Genomic DNA, 15,769 nt, shown 5'->3' with positions numbered 1-15,769 from the left:
ACGATATAGTAATCTGTGTAGGAATTGTGATAATTTTTGATGCCGTATTTCCTACTCCCTACTCCCTACTCCCTACTCCCTACTCCCTACTCCCTACTCCCTACTCCCTTTGCTATAGACAAAAATCAGGGATTTTGGTAAAATTTTATGGCTGGATTCAATACTTCTGGGTAATTGCTAAAGGAGAAAACTACTAATGTCAGAGCACATTTCGTTTGATGAACTGTTAGGCAAAATGAGCGAAGCCTATGAAGATGCCCAGAGCAAAGTTGAGCAATGTAATGTTTTAGTAATTGGTAAAACCGGTGTAGGAAAAAGTACTTTAGTAAACACAATTTTTCGCTCTCGTCTGGCAGAAACTGGAGTGGGCTATCCTGTTACTCAAACCATTCGTCGTTATACGAAAACAGGTTGCCCGATTACAGTGTACGATACACCAGGGCTAGAACTTAAAGCTCAACAGATTGAACGAGTAAGGGGAGATATCTCGAAACTAATTGATGATCAAAGGAAACTAGAGGCAAAAGAACATATTCATGTGGTGTGGTATTGCCTTAATCATGAAACAGCTCGATTGGATCCGATTGAGGAAGAATGGCTAAAGAGCCTGCAACAAAAAGATGTACCCGTTATCTTAGTGCTGACTCAAACCTTAACGAAAAAACGTAGTGAGTTTATTGCTTTCCTAGAGGGTAAGAATCTACCGGTTAGTCAGATTATTCCAGTGCTAGCACAATCAAAACCAATCGATGATGATTATACGGTGACAGCCCATGGTTTAGAGCGTTTAGTAGAAGTGACGGCAAATTTACTGCCGGAAGCCCAGCGCAAAGCATTTCTGAGAGAACAGATTAGAAATATTGAACTAAAAGCAGGTGAAGCGTTTAAATATGTTACGGGTTACGTTACTGGTTCAGCATTGGTTGGTGCCTCACCAATTCCGTTTTCTGATGCGCCAATCTTGGTAACTATGCAAACGGTAATGATTGCTAACATCACTAGCATTTTTGGATTAACGGTTGAAAGAGCTTTTCTGGGCATGGTGATATCTGCTCTTGGGGGTACAGGAGGAATGACTGCAGTGGGTAAAGTAATTGTCGCGAATTTACTCAAAATGATTCCTGGTGCAGGCACCGTGCTTGGTGGAGCAATATCAGGCTCAACGGCAGCAGCACTAACCCTGGCTCTTGGTCTATCTTATATTAAAGCACTCAAGATTTATGTTAAAGCTCAGGTTGATGGTAAGGAAATACCCCTTTCTGAGCTGGCGAAAATTATCATTGAACAATATAAATATTATGCGGGAACAGGTAAAAAAAGCTTGAGCGATCGGGAATTGCCCCCTTCAGATTAGGAGAGATGGGGAGATGGGGAGATGGGGAGATGGGGAGTGTGGAGATCTCACAGGGGTAGGTTTTTTACATTTGGGTCGGGAGTCGGGAATCGGGAGTCGGGAATCGGGAGTCGGGAATCGGAACCCACCCCTAACCCCTCCCAGGAGGGGAAGAGCGGGAAATGGGGAGAATTATCCCGGAAAATATTGTGTATTTTGATACATATTTTGAGGAATTTATACGTAATCAAAGTACCTACTCGCCCCTTTGTAAAAAACCTACCCTTATGAGGATGGGGAGATGGGGAGATGGGGAGTTTATTATAGTTTTTGCCTAATTGCTAGTAACTATAGCGGTTATCCTATTAATTAGCTACACAGATTTTTTCCCTATTCCCTGTGGGTGCATCTCCTAAAAGCTGTTTGACCCGGTGGTGCGTTACGGGACTGGCTCTCCCAACACTGGCGACCGTTAAAATCAGGGCAAGCCAGTCCCTAACGCACCCTACGCAACTTTTTTACTATTCTTCAACATCATAACCTTCAACTAACTAACCTTCAACCTTTAAACTAATAACCTGCTAACCTTCAAAAAAAATAGCCGCAGAAATACTATCCACGGCTAGGAATTTACCTTATGTCATTCAGTTTTCCAACCTATCCAAACGTGAGTGATCTTACACGACTCAACCGGATGGTTTTGCCGGGGGAAAACCCCCCAGCAATTTAACGTGTTAACGGAGTCTGAAGTACTTGGTGCTAATTGTTATGAATTCTCCCGGAACATCCGTCGGCTGCAGAGGACTCCACTCGGATATTTCGGTGTAGCCCAGTGCATAGAGGGTATGCATGGTATTAGTTATTGCCTTGCGGGAGCCTTTCAAAATGTGCTGAACACGGATTTTTTTGTTGGAATAATCGTCTGGATTGTTCTCTGAATTTGTTGGAAATTCTGATGGCATAAGGTGAACCTTTTGTTTTTTATTTACATATATAATAATAATGATTATATTTTATATTGTCAAGGGTTTTTAGAAGTTTTTTTTTGAGGGGTAATGTAAAAAAATGCGATGCTCTGAAAGAGCCGCTACGCGAACGCATTTTTTTAGCGATCGCAAAAGCTTTTCAGCATTTAAATTGGGATACCTAAATTGCTGAAAGGCAAGAGGCAAGAGGCAAGAGGCAAGAGGCAAGAGGGAAAAAATCCTGTGTACCTAATTACTCTGAGAAAAGATATAATGGAAATGTTTAGCAAACTTAAATGAATTGTGATAATTTTTTCCCTTTGGGTGCATCTCCTAAAAGCTGTTTGACCCGGTGGTGCGTTACGGGGCGGGCTGTCCCAAAAAGGCGCGAAGAGGCGGAAAATGAGCCCGCCCCTAACACACCCTACGCAACTGTTAGATCATGTTATGACAATTACCCTTAATAAAAATCTCCCCTATCTCCCCATCTCCCCATCTCCCCACACTTCCCACACTTCCCACCCTCCCCACACTCTTCCCTACTCCCTACTCCCTACTCCCTACTCCCTATTTCCTATTCCCTTTTATTTCGGAAAAAGCTGATGGACAGTACAAGTAAAACTAGGTAGGATAGGAGAGGTTAGGGTATCTTGGCTGAAAAGGGTTGCTACTAATTTGAGCTGACTGTTTTCTCGGCGATAAACTTCGAGCTTGCGAGAGGTGTAATCAGCAATCCAATATTCTTTTACGCCTCGGGAAGAGTAAAGTTTTAGTTTAGCTTCTCGGTCTCGTCTTTGGTCTTGTTGACTAGCAGATAAAACTTCGACTGCTAATTCTGGGGCACCAGTTAGATGTCCAGATTCGTCTAAGGTTAATGTATAGGTTTCTTGAGTAACCCAAACGACATCGGGAATAACATTATCGGATTCGGAAAACAGGACACCGGGACTAGGAATAGCTTCTCCTAAACCACTTGCTTCAGACCAAGCATCTAGCTGTCGAAAAATTTTGCCACAGGTTTGCTGATGTTTAGTATGAGGCGCTCTAGTGACAAATAATTCTCCATCAATGATTTCGTAGCGTGTTCCTTCATTTTCTGGTAGCAATTCTAGGTCATGAATAGTCCAGTATACTCTCTCATGTATTGCCTGATTCATGATTATTCTCTGTTAGCTTTATACTAATTATACTCCCGACTCCTGACTCCCGACTCCCTATTCCCATACTGTCAGAGTTAGATTACGAGCTAGGGAAGCTATAACTATAATGTTATCCTCGGGGCATACTTTAGAAAGTAATTATATTAACAAATGGAGCTAGAACAAAGAACAAAGAACAAAAAACAAAGGGAGCAGGAGTACGAGTCTAATTTTGATGGGAATGACGAAAATTGGTGAATTGACTTCTTTCAGAAGTCGGGAACAGGGAATAGGGAATAGGGAACAGAGAATGAGAGGCAGAGAATCAATATAAGTGGAGTGGGCATCCTGCCCGCCTGGAAATGAAACAGGCAAGATGCCCGTTCCACAGCCAGATGCCCGGATGCCCACTCCACAGCCAGATGCCCGTTCCAGAAAACTCTTCAAATCATTCGATTCTTAAGCAACACCGGAAGCGAGGGGTATAGCGCTACGCGCAAGTCAGAAGTCAGAAGTCAGAAGTCAGAAGTAAGCTATGACTAAGTTTCGGAGTTTAGGAATGTCCTAATCTTAATGCGTAGTGCTATATTAGAAAAATATACTGGAGAGATTATCAGTAAAGGTACTAACCTCAACTCCCTCTACATTGGCGAGAAGGTCACCATCAGCAGCTATGATATTCACACTGCCATTAGACTGCTCAAAGGTAAGGGTGCTAGCATCACTAACCCCAAAGCGAGTTAACCCCTGTTGGAAATTTATCACTTTGTCATGTCCTTCACCTTCTTCAAGGGCAATGGTGTTGTTACCATTCCCAAGCTGGATGGTGTCTAGACCGGAACCAGAATCAATAGTATTGTTTCCGTCACCAGTGTTGATTACGTCATTTCCAGCACCGCCAGTTATGGTGTCATCACCGTCTAAACCGAAGAAATTGTTGTGAGCTTCGTTACCGATAAGTTCGTCATTAAAATTAGTACCTACTGCTTTTTCAATACTAATTAAAGTTTGTGCTACTTCCTGATTTTGCTCATCGGTGTAACTACCAGTGCCTTCAGCCAGATTCAGCTTAATACCAGAGTTGATTAGATTTTGAAAGTTAACGGTATCACGACCTTCTCCACCGTCGAAGTGGTTGGAACCGCCACTGTCTTGGAAAGTATCATTTCCTGCACCACCGACATATTTGTCATCACCGTCTAAACCGAAGAAATTGTTGTGAGCTTCGTTACCGATCAGTTCGTCATTAAAATTAGTACCTACGGCTCTTTCAATACTAATTAAAGTTTGTTCTACTTCCTGATCTTGCTCATCGGTGTAACTACCAGTGCCTTCAGCCAGATTCAGCTTAATACCAGAGTTGATTAGATTTTGAAAGTTAACGGTATCACGACCTTCTCCACCGTCGAAGTGGTTGGAACCGCCACTGTCTCGGAAAGTATCATTTCCTGCACCGCCTTGGAGGACATCATTACCACTATCACCCCAAATTCGATCATTCCCAGCGCCACCTTGAATTACATCGTCACCTTCTCCACCAAAGAGTTGATCATTCCCTTCATTTCCTTGGATTACATCATCACCCTGATCTCCATAAATTACATCATTACCTAGATTTCCCTGGATAATATCATTCCCTTCCCGTCCTCGAACAATATCGTTTCCATCTAAAGCTTGAATGATGTCGTTTTCAGGGAGACCTTCTAAATTATCTTCGTTGAGAGTTCCTAAAATAATTGCCATTTTTTTATTTACTCCAATAATTGACTATTGATGCTGCCTAAATTTGCGGCGTTGCTGAATCAAGGAATGAATGCGCGATCATCTGGTTTTGGTCAAGCCCCCTAAATCCCCCAACTTTGGGGGACGCAAGAAAGTATTTTTCCCCCCAAAATTGGGGGGCTAGGGGGGCAAAACCATACCCAGAATAAGCAACGCCAAATTTGCAGTTAAATTTGGGAAATTAAAGGCACAATCATTGTTCTGATACTAGTGTTGTAATGTAAGCATTCAGCCGTCAGTAGTCAGTGGTCGCTGATAGCTGTTGGCGTAGCCTGCGCGTAGCCCATTAGCTTACGTTGTAATTGTTGTATTCAACAGTGAGCACAGATATTGATTGGTGCCTAAAAAAATCCGGAATATCATTATAATGAATGTTTTTTCCCCTTCATATAAGATAATTAACCGGAAAAAAATCCCTATTTATAGGTAAGCATTCAGCTCATGCCATGGCTGATAGCTGGCAATGGTAGATGCGCGGCGTTAGCTGTCGGCTGACTACTTCCATTTATAGCTTAAAACTAAGCGAAAATTCGCTATTTATTATCAAGTTAGCGTAATTATACGTATCGATTAGTTAAAGATTTTGTTGAATTAATTTACTGCAGTTAAAGTATTTATAAAAAGCTTTTATTGGATGCTTAAAAAGCTTTTTATAGCTTGTGTTAGTAATATCAAGTCAGGTTTAATACCCATAATTAGAGGGAGGGTGGGGAGATGGGGAGATGGGGAGGTGGGGAGATGGGGAGATGGGGAGATGGGGAGATGGGGAGATGGGGAGATGGGGAGATGGGGAGATGGGGAGATGGGGAGATGGGGAGATGGGGAGATGGGGAGATGGGGAGATGGGGAGATGGGGGGTGCGCTTGTCTCCCCCCGAGACTAATTACTGATTCTATTAAAAGAGTCTATCTGGTGCTGTTGACCGCTGATCGGATGCTTTACTTGACAATTTTTACTGTTTGTGTTAATAACTGCGCCTAGATTAACCCGGTCAGAGGAACTAGCGATCGCCTTTGGCGGAAGCTGAGGCCTTTGGCCACGCTTCGCGAACGCTTCATCGCGTAGCGTGACCTTTGGTCAATCGCATTCGGCAGAACCTGACTTTGCTCCTGCTGGTCTACCAGTTGCTGCCACCAGTTTTGCAGCTGATCTAGATTTTGAACTCTCCACGCTTTGAAAAACGTGGATTCTAAGCTGATGTCATTTCGCGGGTTAAAACCGCGCTGCATGACGCTTCACGATAGGATCTAGACAGTGAATCTAATCGGTATCGTTGTGGCAGGTTCAAGACTGCTCTACCGACCTCGGCTAGGGGAAACCCTAGCTGTGTCGCTACTTTCCTAAGGATGTTACAAGCCCCGTTACAATCTGCGTTGATTAATTCGTTATTACCTGACCGATACAAACCACGCCTTACTCGCTTTCCGGAAGCCTTCCACCCTTCAGGTTTCTCGCCGAACGTAGGTAGAAAATCATCATCTAGAAAACTAGCTTTACTGGTGTAGCTCTCCTCAGTCTCAACGAATTTAATGCCGTGTTTAATACATAGTTGTTCAATCCGATTTTTTAGCTTAGCTGTGGGAATCTGAACAAACTCTTGATTAGTTTTATTCCCAATATTAATACTGTCTTTATTTCGTCGATTCCAACCAAAAACAACGGTGCTAACTTTATGTCTTATGCACCAATTGACAATAAACCTGGCGACTTTGTTGATATTGTCACGCATTTGCCTATTGCGCTTCTCAGCCAAGAAAGCCAGGCGCTCATCCCAGTAACCTTGAGTTTTGCCTTTCTTTATTTTTCCTACCTGCTTGTTGTACCACTGGTTTTGGGATTTTACCTTTCTGCCATCAATAATGAATGACTTCCCAGTGGTTGAAACACAAGTCAACCAGTTATTGAGTCCTGGATCAATTCCTAAAACGTCATTGGTCGATGCTATTGGTTCAATGTCTGGTTGTTTATAAACGAATTCCAAATAAAAACAGCCATTCCTGGGAACAAATCGAAACTCTCTTATTGATTTGTAGTCAAGATTAGATGGCATCGGAAGAAGGAAATGGTCAATCTCGAACCAGGCTTTGACCTGTTTACCCAAAGGGAACTTCAGCTGACCCAATACCTGTTTTACCCACCGAGCAGGATAGCTGACTACGGCCATACCTCCCTTTTTACGGTACTTTGGGACTCTAGGCTGATCAGGTAGCTGGCCTTTTTCGTACAACTTACTTAAAGCTTTGTAGGATTTAAAAGATTCAATAACTCCGTGCAGTGTTTGTTGCGCACAAGCAGACCTCATAGCCTTGAAATGGATATTGGTCTTAAGTATCTTGTCTAGCTCAGCATTATTCAGATACTTTCCTGCTTTAAACAATATTTGACGGCAATAATATATACCACAGTTAGTTAGCTTATTAGCTTCCGAACAAATAAATTCTATAACCGCTCTATTCTCGGGACTTGTAGTTATTATATGCTGCTGGCAACCGTACATTTTTATCGACATGCATGCTGTGTTATCTTAATTGTATACCCCAATAAGTAATGGATCAAGTAAATGCCAGAGAAAACTATAAAGAAAATGGGAAGACCAAGTCTTCATGGTGAACGAAAGAAGTCGTATAGTGTAACAGCAACAAGAGAGGCTTGGGATGGATTAAAGGAAATGGCAGCGGCTTCGGGATTGAGTCTTTCTGAATTCTTGGAGAGACTAGGCAGGACAAAGAAATTACCATAACACGATCACCGGGATAAATCCCGGCACGCTGGCCGTAGGCCACGCTACGCGAACGCAATCCACGTATGGGAATTAAGTGGCTAACTCTCGCTTGATGTTATTTTGTTTATTTGAAGTCCGTACTAACTTACCTAATGGCCGCACTGCCCGCGTTCTTTTCTGCATTCATAACAATCAAATGGTTTTGTTACATGGATTCATCAAAAAAACCGAAAAAACGCCCAAACAAGAATTAGCTTTAGCTAACGCACGAAAACGCAACTTATAAACGAACAATGAATAATAATCCTTATATTGGTTCTTCCTTAGATGAACTTTTAGAATAAGATAACATCCTTGCTGAAGTTGAAGCCGTAGCTCTCAAACGAGTTTTAGCTTGGCAAATCGAACAGGGGATGCTTGAAAAAGGACTGACTAAAACTGAAATGACCCAGGTCATGAAAACCAGTCGTGCAGCTTTAGATAGTCTTTTAGATCCAAACAACACCTCTGTAACCCTGAGCACAATTGAACGGGCAGCTAATGCACTCGGTAAGCGGTTACAGCTTCAATTAGTTGATAGTGAAGTGTAAGCTTGCCCACGCTATCTGCCCTTCCTTAGGGCAGGGTTGTTTCTGGGGTACTACTAAAATTTGATTGGTGGGGAGATAGGGAAATAGGAAGATAGGGAGATAGGAGGAATTAAAGCGAATCAAAAGGTATTTTTAACCTTAAAAAAACCCTCTTCCCTACTCCCTACTCCCTACTCCCTACTCCCTACTCCCTTAACAATCGCTATACCTTAGCCTCTTCTTTGACTAACTTATCCCAACCCAAATCCTTGAGACTGTTATTACGACGTAACGGACGAGTTGCCAACTCTAGAATGTCTCGGGCATTAGTAAAGCCGTGCATTTGAGCAAAGGTAAACTCAACGGACCACTTAGTATTAATCCCCCGTGCTTCCAAAGGATTAGCATGAGCCATACCGGTAATTACCAAATCAGGCTCCAACTCATAAATCCGCTGAATCTGGTTATAATTGTCTGGCTTCTCGATAATCTTGGGAGTTGCTACACCCATTTCGTGGCAAGTCTGTTCTAACAGAGCTAACTCAGCCTTCTGATAACGCTTATCCATGTAAGGGATACCGATTTCATGGCAAGTCATCCCGCAACGAACGAGGAAACGAGCTAAGGAAACTTCCAGCAAGTTATCCCCCATGAAAAATACAGACTTACCACGCAACAGCTGGATATAATCTTCCAAGCTTTCCCAAATTTTAGCTTCCCGTTCTGCCAAGCCTTTTGGTTCAATACCAAACACAGAACACATTTTCTCTATCCAAGCCCGAGTGCCATCCGGACCAATGGGGAAAGGTGCGCCAATTAATTTACACTTGCGGCGGCGCATCAGAGTAGTAGCGGTGCGGCTGAGGAAGGGATTCACCCCAGCAACATAGTAACCTTCTTCAATTACTGGCAATTCCGTGTAACGCTTAGCAGGCAACCAACCAGACACCTTAATCCCCTGCTTCTTCAACTCTAGGGTGAGGTTAGTCACAACCGGGTCAGGTAGGGAGCCAAACAACACTAGGGGTGGATGATCCGCATAGTCAGACTCTTCCGCAGCCACCTCTTCTTTCTGGCGTCCAAAGTTGAGGAGTTTTGCGATCGCATTCCGTTCTTGTTTCTCCTCTTCCACCTGGGGTGCTTCCTTCGGACACTTGTGAGCCATAGCCGCCAACACAGTATCTTCACCCTGGGTGAAAGCATAGTCTAAGCCATTAGCACGAGCCACCACAATCGGAATCCCAATCTCAGATTCCAGCTTGGGAGCCAAGCCTTCCAAATCCATCTTGATAATTTCGGTAGTGCAGGTACCAATCCAGACAATCACACTAGGATTGCGATCGCGTTTAATCTGCAAACACAACCGCTTCAGTTCCTCGTAATCATTGAGCTTAGCCGAAATATCCCCTTCTTCCAACTCCGCCATGGCATAGCGTGGCTCAGCAAAAATCATCACCCCCATCGCATTTTGGAGGAAATAGCCACAAGTCTTAGTACCAATCACCAAAAAGAAGCTATCTTCAATCTTTTGGTAAAGCCATGCCACGCAGCTAATTGGGCAAAAGGTATGGTAATTCCCAGTTTCGCACTCAAAATCTAGGGCTTGAGGGGTTTGAGCAACAGTCATTTAAAATTCTCCTCTCCTGGTTTCTCTCTAAAGTTTTCAGGGTTTAAGGTTGAAGGTTTAAAGGTTGAAGGTTTAAGGTTTAAGGTTTAAGGTTTAAGGTTTAAGGTTTAAGGTTTAAGGTTTAAGGTTTAAGGTTTGCTGTTGACTCTTATAACTTTCAACCGGGTGCATCTCATTAAAGCTGTTTGACCCGGTGGTGCGTTACGGGACGGACTGTCTCAACACTGGCTACCGATAAAATGAGGGCGAGCCCGTCCCTAACGCACCCTACGCCTGCTTTCAACCGGGTGGATCTCATTAAAGCTGTTTGACCCGGTGGTGCGTTACGGGACGGACTGTCTCAACACTGGCTACCGATAAAATGAGGGCGAGCCCGTCCCTAACGCACCCTACGCCTGCTAACTTCCAACCTTCAACCTTTCTTTCAACCTTCAACCTTCAACCTCCTAACCTTCAACTTCCTAACCTTCAACCAAATAACTTTCAACCTTTCTTTCAACCTTCAACCTTCAACCTCCTAACCTTCAACCTTTCTTTCAACCTTTGCTTACACCATCATCAGGTCTAATTCTTCTTCCTCAGTCACTGCTGGGGTTTGAGGATTTAGGTAGAAGTCAGACAGCAAAGAGAACAACTCCCGGTCTGGTGCATCTTGAGGTACAACCCCCTCAGGCTGTGCCAGAATTTGGTCAGCAATGTTGAGATAGTATTGGCAAACCGGTTCCAGGCTAGGGTCAGTTTCTGCCATTTCAAAAATCGTTTTGCCCTTAACCCGAGAGACACGAATGTCCTCAATTAGTGGCAAAATTTCCAGCACTGGCATGGGCACAGCTTCCACATACTTATCGATTAAGTCGCGCTTAGAGGTGCGGTTGCCAATCAGACCAGCCAGACGCAGCGGGTGAGTGCGAGCTTTTTCACGAACAGAAGCAGCAATCCGGTTAGCAGCGAACAACGCATCGAAACCGTTATCCGTCACAATCATGCAATAGTTGGAATAGTTGAGGGGAGCAGCAAAACCACCACAGACGACATCACCCAGAACGTCAAACAGAATCACATCGTACTCATCAAAAGCATTCAGTTCCTTGAGCAGCTTAACCGTTTCACCAACTACATAGCCACCGCAACCAGCACCAGCCGGGGGACCACCAGCTTCTACGCAATGAACACCACCATAACCTTTGTAAATCACATCTTCAGGCCAGACATCTTCGTAGTGGTAATCCTTTTCCTGAAGGGTATCAATAATGGTAGGGATCAGAAAACCAGTCAGAGTGAATGTGCTGTCATGCTTCGGGTCACAGCCAATTTGCAGCACCTTGCGACCCCGCTTAGCTAGGGCAACTGAGATATTACAGCTAGTTGTGGACTTACCGATACCACCTTTTCCATAAACTGAAAGTTTCACCTTTAGTTATCTCCTGTTTCAGATAAAAATTCTTCTTTTGTCTTTGCCCCTAAGCCAGCCGAAAGCATAATTGCCAAAATTATGCTTGCTTGATTTATCTCAGGCACTAGTTAAGCGAGGGACCCTAAAGCCAGCGATAGATTGCTTGGCTTGTCTTGATGCAGTCGCTCATGGGGGAAACCCCCAAGACCGCTTAGGTGCGCTTTCCGTTGGCGAATTAAATTCGCCACGGGTCGCACCTCTGCATCGCTTCGGCGCTTATTGCATTATTCACCAACTGCACTAGAAAATACAGGGTTTTTTTGATCGATCTAGCCTTTAAATTAGCTTAAATCGATTTTTTTGAGTTTAAGCAATTATCTCAAGCAATTTAAATCTTATTTATTAAATTTAATATTTAAATAACTATTTTTATAAATAACTTTATTAAAAACTATTACAATAAACAAAACTATTAAATCACCAGGGTGAATGAAGCGGGGGTACTACTGTTGTAAATGTTGCGTAGGGTGCGTTAGGGACGGGCTCGCCCTCATTTTCTGCCTCTTCACGCCTTGTTGGGACAGCCCGTCCCGTAACGCACCAGCGGCTCAAACAGCTTTAATGAGATCCACCCGTTAACGTTGCTCACCATAGACCATGGCTGGGCAAAATCATCCATACCCACCAGAAGCCATAGGCGGGTCTAGCTATTCAGATTTTTTGTAAATAATAATTAAATTTTTTCGGAGCAATCACAGCAATCTTCGTCGATAGAGTCACAGACTTTGAAAAAGGTACAAAGAATCGGGAGTCGGGAATCGGGAATCGGGAATCGGGAATCGGGAATCGGGAATTGGGAATTGGGAGTCGGGAATCGGGAATCGGGAATCGGGAATCGGAAAAACTGATCTGATTCCCAATCTCCCCATCTCCCCATCTCCCCATCTCCCCATCTCCCCATCTCCCCATCTCCCCATCTCCCTATCTCCCCATCTCCCCATCTCCCTATCTCCCTATCTCCCCACCTCCCCTGATTCAGATTAAATCTGTATTAAGCTCAAGCCCCTACAGCTTCCTTAGCGGCATACATCACTTCAAGAGTGATTTCACTAAAGCCACGCTCACGAGCAAACTTCTCAGTATTGCGCTTTACTTTACCGCGAACAAAACCAGGCACCTTATTCAGTTCTGCTTTAGCGTCCTTACTCCAGTTCAGGTCAGAATCAGCAGAGATCCCCTTGGTAATAACTTCCTTGGTATCATGACCACCAAAGATTTCCAACAAGTGGTCTTCCATACCCAAGGTGAAGGAATTGTAGACCAAATCAGCAATTTGGTTAGTACCTTCGTAACCCATGAAGGGACGATAACCGATGGGGAAGTTTTGGATATGAATGGGAGCAGCAATCACACCACAAGGAATATTCAAGCGCTTACCAACGTGCCGTTCCATTTGGGTACCGAAAATCGCAGCAGGTTCAATTCGTGCGATCGCATCCCCAATCGCACCATTATCATCACTGATCAGGATCTCATCACAGTATTCGCTCACCTGCTCCTTGAACCAATCTGCATCATACTTACAGTAGGTACCAGCCAGCACCACATGAATACCCATTTCCCGTGCCAGAATCTTGGTCATAGCGGCAGCGTGGGTATTATCTCCGAAAACCACAGCCTTCTTACCCGTCAAGTTCTGGCAGTCGATCGAGCGAGAGAACCAGGCAGCTTGAGAAACGTACAGGGTTTGGTTGTCGATGTACTCCTCGTAATCGACATTAGCACCTTGACCATTGAGGATTTCCTGAATCTTACGGATACAACGAGCAGTTTCCACCACACCCAGAGGAGCAATATCGACATAGGGCATCCCGAATTGTTCTTCCAGGTAACGGGCACTCATCAAGCCAATTTCCCGATAAGGCAACAGGTTAAACCAAGCCCGAGGTAGATTTTTCAGGTTGTGGACAGACGCTCCCTCTGGGAGGACTTCGTTAACTTCAATGCCCAAATCAGCCATCAACCGCTTCAGTTCAGTACAATCGTGTTGATTGTGGAAGCCAAGGGTAGAAATACCAATGATGTTCACCGAGGGTTTTGCGGTTTTGCCCTCTGGGAGCTCACCCTTCTTGCGGGCTTTGTTGAGGTAGAACTGAACAATTTGATCTAGGGTGCGGTCAGCCGCTTGTAATTCATTGACCCGGTAGTGGTTCACATCTGCCAACATCACATCAGCCTTAGCATCCATCTGAGCCCGGTTTACGAAGTTCTCCAGGTCTTCTTGTAGGATACTGGAGGTGCAGGTGGGAGTTAGCACAATCAGATCAGGGTTTACCTCCTGATCCTTGCGGGTGATGTTGTCCACTACTTTTTCCTGAGAACCCCGTGCTAGCACGTTCCGGTCAACAATACTAGCAGTTACCGGAGTGTAATCCCGCTCTCGCTCTAGCATTGAGCGCATCACGTTGAAATAGTCATCCCCTAGGGGGGCATGCATAATAGCATGGACATTCTTAAAAGAACTCGCAACGCGCAGTGTGCCAATGTGGGCAGGACCTGCATACATCCAGTAAGCCAATTTCATATCCTATTCTCCCTTGTTAAAATATCAAGTATCAAGTATCAAACATCAAGCATCAATCATCAAAAATTAAGCATTAAGCATCAAAAATCAATCATCAATCATCAAAAAGGTAACAATTTTATGGATTTGTTACTCAGCAACCAAGAGAGTTTCAGCCTTGGCCTTTGGCCACGCTACGCGAACAGCCTTGGCCTTTGGCCACGCTACGCGAACAGCCTTAAGACCTCTCGTGATTTAGATTTTCTCAGAAGTCCGAGGTAATGACTATCCTTAGGGATAAGTGTTCTTTCCCTGGTATCTAATTCGCCAAATCCTCTTGCCAAGCTAAACATATCGATTAGGGATATAAGAGAATCTGAATCAAATTGCAATTATTCTTAATTTTTAGTTACAGGGAGTAGGGAGTAGGGAGTAGGGAGTAGGGAGTAGGGAGTAGGGAGTCGGGAGTGTGGGAGGTGTGGGGAGTGTGGGGGAGATGGGGAGATGGGGAGTGTGGGAGATGGGGAGATGGGGAGATGGGGAGATGGGGAGATGGGGAGTCAGATCAGTTTTCCCTGTTGCCTGTTGCTAGCTTGCCTATTGCCTGTTGCTAGCTTGCCTATTGCCTCTTGCCTCTTGCCTGTTGCTAGCTTGCCTATTGCTAGCTTGCCTATTGCCTATTGCTAGCTTGCCTCTTGCCTATTCCCTATTCCCTATTCCCTATTCCCTATTCCCTATTCCCTAATATGAAAACCACTAGAGCAAGCATAATAATGTCAAAATAATCACAACCAGTTTGTCTGAAGAGTCCTCATGGAATGGCATATAACTGATGCCCAAAGTCTGGCAATTATTGACCGTGAAATAGGCGAGCATGTCTTTTCACCAGCAGAATACGAGATTGTGCGGCGGGTGATTTATGCCACAGCCGACTTTGAGTATAAGTCTCTGATTCATTTTTCTGAGCGGGCATTACAAGCAGGAGCAGCAGCTCTAGCTGCTCGTAGCACAATTGTAGTGGATGTGCCAATGGTACAAGTAGGGATCACTCCCCACATTCAACATACCTTTGCTAATCCAGTGTATTGCAGCATGGAAACCCTCACTCGTCCCCAAAAACAAAAGACTAAGGCAGCCTGGGGGATGCAAACCTTAGCTAGACGCTATCCAGAAGGAATTTTTGTGATTGGTCAAGCTCAGACAGCTTTGACAGTATTGGTGGAGTTGATTGAAGCAGAGGAAATTCGACCAGCCTTGGTGATTGGGGTACCTGCGGGATTTGTAGAGGTGGATGTGGCTAAATCTCGGTTGACGGATTCTTTGATTCCCCACATTCGGATTGATGGTCGTAAGGGTTCTGCGGTAGTGGCGGCTGCTATTGTTGATGGCTTAGTAGACTTGGCTTGGCAAGCCTACGGCCAAGATGATATTGACTTGTCACACGCCTAATATCAAGTCTGGTTGAATACCCATAATTAAGGAAAGGGTGGGAGGTGTGGGGAGATGGGGAGGTGGGGAGATGGGGAGATAGGGAGATTTTTATTAAGGGTAAATCGGGTAAGTCAGCGGGATTGCTCCCGCTTCGTCCCCAAAGCACCGTGCGAACAAGTCTCCAAGTACACGGCGCAACCAATTCCAAAAGAACTCACTTATCATTGCTACTTCTTTTCCTTGAC

22 protein-coding genes are annotated in these 15,769 nt (G+C 44.4%); 12 read left to right on the top strand and 10 right to left on the bottom strand.

The genetic code is table 11. The annotated features are described in order from the left end of the window. Positions 1-26 precede the first annotated feature (26 nt). Genes F6K53_RS23700 through F6K53_RS23690 form a run of 3 tightly spaced genes read left to right on the top strand, consistent with a single transcriptional unit; the run spans position 27 to position 1,553 of the window. Positions 27-197, top strand: a complete 171-nt coding sequence (locus tag F6K53_RS23700) for a hypothetical protein (protein ID WP_293082420.1) — start codon at positions 27-29, stop codon at positions 195-197. Continuing rightward, the gene (locus tag F6K53_RS23695) at positions 197-1,354 is read left to right on the top strand and encodes a GTPase (RefSeq protein ID WP_293071483.1); all 1,158 of its coding nucleotides are present in this window, start codon (positions 197-199) and stop codon (positions 1,352-1,354) included. The genes F6K53_RS23700 and F6K53_RS23695 overlap by 1 nt, the downstream gene beginning before the upstream one ends. 13 nt (positions 1,355-1,367) lie before the next feature. Further along, complete coding sequence (locus F6K53_RS23690; RefSeq protein ID WP_293030181.1) at positions 1,368-1,553, top strand: hypothetical protein; 186 nt, start codon at positions 1,368-1,370, stop codon at positions 1,551-1,553. Between the two features lie 514 nt (positions 1,554-2,067). On the opposite strand, the gene F6K53_RS23685 is transcribed toward F6K53_RS23690, so the two are convergent. Beyond that, positions 2,068-2,295, bottom strand: a complete 228-nt coding sequence (locus tag F6K53_RS23685) for a hypothetical protein (protein ID WP_293045649.1) — start codon at positions 2,293-2,295, stop codon at positions 2,068-2,070. Positions 2,296-2,745: 450 nt separating this feature from the next. Here F6K53_RS23685 and F6K53_RS23680 point away from each other — a divergent pair, with 450 nt between their 5' ends. After that, positions 2,746-2,901, top strand: coding sequence for a hypothetical protein (locus F6K53_RS23680; RefSeq protein ID WP_293071482.1), 156 nt, complete (start codon positions 2,746-2,748; stop codon positions 2,899-2,901). Here F6K53_RS23680 and F6K53_RS23675 read toward each other — a convergent pair. The 3 genes from F6K53_RS23675 to F6K53_RS23665 all read right to left on the bottom strand — a co-directional run bounded on the left by F6K53_RS23675 (position 2,883) and on the right by F6K53_RS23665 (position 5,180). Next, positions 2,883-3,455 carry a Uma2 family endonuclease gene (locus F6K53_RS23675; protein WP_293071481.1) on the bottom strand — a complete coding sequence of 191 codons (573 nt, stop codon included), beginning with the start codon at positions 3,453-3,455 and terminating at the stop codon, positions 2,883-2,885. The two genes, F6K53_RS23680 and F6K53_RS23675, sit on opposite strands and share 19 nt — an antisense overlap. A 159-nt stretch (positions 3,456-3,614) precedes the next feature. Continuing rightward, positions 3,615-3,884 carry a hypothetical protein gene (locus F6K53_RS23670; RefSeq protein WP_293022915.1) on the bottom strand — a complete coding sequence of 90 codons (270 nt, stop codon included), beginning with the start codon at positions 3,882-3,884 and terminating at the stop codon, positions 3,615-3,617. A gap of 141 nt (positions 3,885-4,025) precedes the next feature. Beyond that, positions 4,026-5,180 carry a calcium-binding protein gene (locus F6K53_RS23665; protein ID WP_293082418.1) on the bottom strand — a complete coding sequence of 385 codons (1,155 nt, stop codon included), beginning with the start codon at positions 5,178-5,180 and terminating at the stop codon, positions 4,026-4,028. Positions 5,181-5,925: 745 nt separating this feature from the next. Between F6K53_RS23665 and F6K53_RS23660 the strand changes: the two genes are divergently transcribed. After that, a complete protein-coding gene (locus F6K53_RS23660) occupies positions 5,926-6,102 on the top strand; it encodes a hypothetical protein (RefSeq protein WP_293082416.1) in 177 nt (58 codons plus the stop codon). A 94-nt stretch (positions 6,103-6,196) separates the two neighbouring features. Here the strand turns inward: F6K53_RS23660 and F6K53_RS23655 are convergent, their stop codons facing one another. Beyond that, a complete protein-coding gene (locus tag F6K53_RS23655) occupies positions 6,197-6,448 on the bottom strand; it encodes a hypothetical protein (protein ID WP_293071478.1) in 252 nt (83 codons plus the stop codon). Further along, positions 6,409-7,716, bottom strand: coding sequence for a transposase (locus tag F6K53_RS23650; protein WP_293071487.1), 1,308 nt, complete (start codon positions 7,714-7,716; stop codon positions 6,409-6,411). Before F6K53_RS23650 ends, F6K53_RS23655 begins: the two co-directional genes overlap by 40 nt. A gap of 87 nt (positions 7,717-7,803) precedes the next feature. On the opposite strand from F6K53_RS23650, the gene F6K53_RS23645 reads away from it, so the two are divergent. The 3 genes from F6K53_RS23645 to F6K53_RS23640 all read left to right on the top strand — a co-directional run bounded on the left by F6K53_RS23645 (position 7,804) and on the right by F6K53_RS23640 (position 8,531). Then, positions 7,804-7,959, top strand: coding sequence for a hypothetical protein (locus F6K53_RS23645; RefSeq protein ID WP_293082413.1), 156 nt, complete (start codon positions 7,804-7,806; stop codon positions 7,957-7,959). 94 nt (positions 7,960-8,053) lie between these two features. After that, positions 8,054-8,227 carry a type II toxin-antitoxin system RelE/ParE family toxin gene (locus tag F6K53_RS46000; RefSeq protein WP_364304195.1) on the top strand — a complete coding sequence of 58 codons (174 nt, stop codon included), beginning with the start codon at positions 8,054-8,056 and terminating at the stop codon, positions 8,225-8,227. 127 nt (positions 8,228-8,354) lie between these two features. Beyond that, positions 8,355-8,531 carry a hypothetical protein gene (locus F6K53_RS23640; protein ID WP_293071476.1) on the top strand — a complete coding sequence of 59 codons (177 nt, stop codon included), beginning with the start codon at positions 8,355-8,357 and terminating at the stop codon, positions 8,529-8,531. Between the two features lie 202 nt (positions 8,532-8,733). On the opposite strand, the gene F6K53_RS23635 is transcribed toward F6K53_RS23640, so the two are convergent. Then, positions 8,734-10,137, bottom strand: coding sequence for a ferredoxin:protochlorophyllide reductase (ATP-dependent) subunit N (locus F6K53_RS23635; RefSeq protein WP_293047588.1), 1,404 nt, complete (start codon positions 10,135-10,137; stop codon positions 8,734-8,736). Between the two features lie 307 nt (positions 10,138-10,444). Between F6K53_RS23635 and F6K53_RS23630 the strand changes: the two genes are divergently transcribed. Next, entirely contained in the window at positions 10,445-10,705 is a 261-nt protein-coding gene (locus tag F6K53_RS23630; protein ID WP_293071475.1) for a hypothetical protein, read from the top strand. Here F6K53_RS23630 and bchL read toward each other — a convergent pair. From bchL to bchB, 3 genes are all read right to left on the bottom strand, one after another. Next, positions 10,685-11,548, bottom strand: a complete 864-nt coding sequence (gene bchL, locus F6K53_RS23625) for a ferredoxin:protochlorophyllide reductase (ATP-dependent) iron-sulfur ATP-binding protein (protein WP_070391049.1) — start codon at positions 11,546-11,548, stop codon at positions 10,685-10,687. The genes F6K53_RS23630 and bchL overlap by 21 nt on opposite strands. Before the next feature lie 693 nt (positions 11,549-12,241). After that, the gene (locus tag F6K53_RS23620) at positions 12,242-12,499 is read right to left on the bottom strand and encodes a hypothetical protein (RefSeq protein ID WP_293071474.1); all 258 of its coding nucleotides are present in this window, start codon (positions 12,497-12,499) and stop codon (positions 12,242-12,244) included. 88 nt (positions 12,500-12,587) lie between these two features. Beyond that, positions 12,588-14,114: a ferredoxin:protochlorophyllide reductase (ATP-dependent) subunit B gene (gene bchB / locus F6K53_RS23615; RefSeq protein WP_293071473.1), complete on the bottom strand. Its 1,527-nt coding sequence runs from the start codon at positions 14,112-14,114 to the stop codon at positions 12,588-12,590. Positions 14,115-14,234: 120 nt separating this feature from the next. Between bchB and F6K53_RS23610 the strand changes: the two genes are divergently transcribed. From F6K53_RS23610 to F6K53_RS23600, 3 genes are all read left to right on the top strand, one after another. Continuing rightward, complete coding sequence (locus F6K53_RS23610; RefSeq protein ID WP_293022896.1) at positions 14,235-14,375, top strand: hypothetical protein; 141 nt, start codon at positions 14,235-14,237, stop codon at positions 14,373-14,375. Between the two features lie 246 nt (positions 14,376-14,621). Beyond that, positions 14,622-14,780, top strand: a complete 159-nt coding sequence (locus F6K53_RS23605) for a hypothetical protein (protein WP_293082410.1) — start codon at positions 14,622-14,624, stop codon at positions 14,778-14,780. Between the two features lie 126 nt (positions 14,781-14,906). After that, positions 14,907-15,542: a precorrin-8X methylmutase gene (locus tag F6K53_RS23600; RefSeq protein WP_293022890.1), complete on the top strand. Its 636-nt coding sequence runs from the start codon at positions 14,907-14,909 to the stop codon at positions 15,540-15,542. Positions 15,543-15,769: the final 227 nt, after the last annotated feature.

Source organism: Moorena sp. SIO4A1, assembly GCF_010672065.1.
GTDB lineage: Bacteria > Cyanobacteriota > Cyanobacteriia > Cyanobacteriales > Coleofasciculaceae > Moorena.
Note: the sequence above shows the minus strand (reverse complement) of the source record. Positions and strands in the feature narration are given on the sequence as shown.